Origin of the sequence: Solemya velesiana gill symbiont, assembly GCF_002020805.1 — a bacterium.
Classification (GTDB): domain Bacteria; phylum Pseudomonadota; class Gammaproteobacteria; order Chromatiales; family Chromatiaceae; genus Sedimenticola_A.
On sequence record NZ_MPRJ01000119.1, the window covers coordinates 1 to 3,276 of the forward strand.

The 3,276-nt window shown below is 51.3% G+C and carries 3 protein-coding genes; all 3 read left to right on the forward strand.

What is annotated here, in order from left to right:
• Window positions 1–307 precede the first annotated feature (307 nt).
• Entirely contained in the window at window positions 308–586 is a 279-nt protein-coding gene (locus tag BOW53_RS12490; RefSeq protein ID WP_135607112.1) for a hypothetical protein, read from the forward strand.
• Window positions 587–823: 237 nt separating this feature from the next.
• On the forward strand, window positions 824–2,143 hold the full coding sequence (locus tag BOW53_RS12495; protein WP_078488302.1) for an L-lactate MFS transporter: 1,320 nt from the start codon (window positions 824–826) through the stop codon (window positions 2,141–2,143).
• 143 nt (window positions 2,144–2,286) lie between these two features.
• Window positions 2,287–2,955 carry a DUF502 domain-containing protein gene (locus BOW53_RS12500; RefSeq protein ID WP_078488303.1) on the forward strand — a complete coding sequence of 223 codons (669 nt, stop codon included), beginning with the start codon at window positions 2,287–2,289 and terminating at the stop codon, window positions 2,953–2,955.
• The last annotated feature ends 321 nt before the right edge of the window (window positions 2,956–3,276 follow it).

The following is a 3,276-nucleotide window of genomic DNA, read 5'->3' on the forward strand; positions in this document are numbered from 1 at the left end:
GACATCTTTTGTGATACAAAATGGTGCTGTTTTATTTGCCATGCCTCATTATATCAAGCTACACAATTCGCTTGTTAACTTTACGCGTGACCCACTAGCTATCGGGGCAGCGTTGTTAAATTGAGAAAACCGGGACCTATTATTATGGAAAATACCCATGCCTTTAATTCTTTTTCGAATGGCTGATTGCCTATCACAGGAATATTATCCCTATGATAGGCTTCTCTTGTACCGGTACAGGAGTACACCGTACTGGCGTTGACAGGGCCAGTTAATGTCAGATCACGTAAATTTCCAGGAGGAAACAATGTTTCGAAAAAAATCAATCATTACGCTTCATGCACTCTCAATACCGTTACTCTCACTCATGCTCGCTGGAACGGCTCATGCATCGATGTGCAAGGGACTGCCCAGTGAGCAGTGTGCAGCAGAGAATGGTTGCGGTTGGGTTGACGAGTACACGCGCAGTGACGGCAGAAAGGTGTCAGGCCATTGCAGAACAAAGTCAAAGGGAAAGCAGGGGGCTGAAACCAAAATGGAGATGAAGAAAGAAAACATGGCTATGGAAAAGGAAGCAAAAAGCTGATTTGATCCGTTGCCTAGAAAACACCCGCCAAGTGCGGGTGTTTTTTTGCCTTGGGAGATTGTTATGCCAGACATCATCCTTCAATTGTGCCGCAGCTCAACGGTCAGTATCTGTGCAGGCAGGGAATCTGATACAGTCAGCTCGCTATCCGGAGGGTTCATTTCCAGGGAAGCGGTCGCAAACAGGTAATATAGCGTGTGTAGATTTAATGGCATCCGCTAATGGACAGGTAATCACATGGAAAAAACAATAAATCGCTGGTGGGTTGTATTTGGAGCCATTCTCATTCAACTCTGCCTGGGAGCCATTTATGCATGGAGTGTCTTTACCCCCGCCCTCAAGGCGGCGGGCTGGAGCAAGCTGGAGACTCAAATCGTCTTTGCTGTAGGTCTCGCCACCTTTGCCGTGGTAATGGTGTTTGCGGGGGCGAAACTTCAGAAGTGGGGACCACGCTACCTGGCCCTGCTCGGCGGTATTACCCTTGGATGCGGCTATCTTATTGCGGGCCTCAGTGGTGGAACCAGTTTTTGGGGCGTATGCCTTGGTGTGGGCCTGATCGGCGGTGCGGGTATCGGATTCGGTTACGTCGTACCCATCGCTGTTGGAATGCGCTGGTTTCCTGAGCACAAGGGCATGATCACAGGACTTGCCGTTGCGGGCTTCGGTTTTGGGGCCATGGGCTGGGTAAAAGCCGCGGGCAGCTGGGGTAACCTGATCGATACCATAGGCCTGAGCCAGACCTTTATGCTCTATGGTCTCGCCTTCGCCACGTTGGTGACCATCGGCAGCATCTGGATGAAGATGCCGCCTGCCGGCTGGAAGCCGGCTGGTTATGAGTCGCCTGAACAGAAGGCAGGTTCGGGCGGCGAAGAGTTCCAGGTTGACGAGATGCTGAAATCGCCGCAGTTCTACCTCATCTTTTTGACATTCGCTGTCAGTGCCGGGGCAGGCTTGATGTCCATTGGCCTGATGAAGCTCTATCCGATGGAGGCGTTACAGGCCAGCGGGTACAGCAGCCTCGAGGCGAACTCTATCGCCGGTACCGCCATGGCTGTTTTCTTCAGTATTGCGAATGGAATCGGACGCATCGTCTGGGGATCACTCAGTGACAAACTGGGACGCAAAAATGCGGTGATGTACATGGCTGGCAGCCAGGGAATGATCCTGCTTTTCTTTACCAGCATGGCAGGGCAGGAATATCTTCTCTATCTTGGTGCCGCCCTCATCGGGTTTAACTTCGGTGGGAATTTTGCCCTGTTTCCGGCGCTGACTGCAGACGAGTTCGGCAATGGTGCAGTGGGAAAAAACTACCCGCTGGTATTTCTCTCCTATGGTATCGGTGGCATCCTTTTCCCCGTTCTCGGAGGTGTTCTGGGAGATATGGGTAATTTCCCGATCGCCTTCTCTATCTGCGGGGTTGCCTGCCTGGTGGGTGCAGTAGCGGTAGCGATGGTGTTTCCACCTCATCGCGACGAAGCGCACCAGCCCTTCAGCGTGCACGGCTTTCTGCATCATGCCCACATCTTTGACCACGACAAGAAAGACGACCTTTTCTAGCCTGGCAGGCCCAGGATGAAGTGAACCTGTCCGGATTTGCACATTTTTTAGTAACGAGGTTGTCCTGAAGCCAGATCACTCCAGCGAGACAATAAATAGCAATAGGCGTTTAATACAGGTTCTTAACAACGATTGGTGTGGTGATGTCAAAACAAAACAAACACTCCCTGCATATTCAGCGCTACCTTTTGAGCGGCGTGCTAACGCTGATTCCGTTATGGGTCACCTGGCTGGTATTTGAGTTTGTTTTCAAGCAACTTTCTCAACTTGGAGGTCCTTGGGTTCGAGCCATATTTCGCGGCCTGCAGAAGGACTGGCCCATGCTTGCTGAATACCCATTGGAACCGTGGTTTCAGAACACGCTGGCGGTATGTCTTATGTTGATAGGGCTTTATCTTGTAGGCCTGCTGGCCCACCGGATGATCGGCCGAAGACTGCTCCATCTCTTTGAGCAGGTCGTTGGACGGTTGCCAATGCTGCAGAACGTCTATGGGCTGGTAAAAAAACTGATTTCAGCTCTACAAAAGGAACCGGAGAAGGTGCAGCGTGTGGTGCTGATTGAATTTCCGTCGCCGGAGATGAAGACGGTCGGCTTTGTTACCCGCACCTTGCGCGACAAACACAGTGGTCAGGAACTGGCCGCTGTCTACGTACCCACAACGCCCAACCCCACATCCGGCTATCTCGAACTGGTACCGGTAGAGCGCTTGGTCTCCACGGACTGGAGCATTGATGAGGCGATGAACTTCATCATATCAGGTGGAGCGGTGTCGCCGGATGAGGTTCCCTATTCCAGAAGTGATAGCAAGTGACCCAATCTGCTTGGAGCTGAGTGCTACGGGGTTTTCTGAACCACCTAAAATGCATATTGAAATGTGGATGCTAGGCGTTCCTTTTGGGGCTCCGAGGGGCCAGGAGCAGACATTTTTAATTTTCAACTACACTGTAATAAGGAGAACAGCTGCCTGCGACACGGCAAGTTACTAACAATATAGGGAATCTCTAAAAACCCACCTTAATCTGCGATAATAACACACTGAATCGCCCCGGGTTTGTCGGAGGGTCTACTTCTTGAGAGGATAGGCCTTATGACTAGAGGAAGAAGATATTCCCCGGAGTCCCGGGAAAGAGCG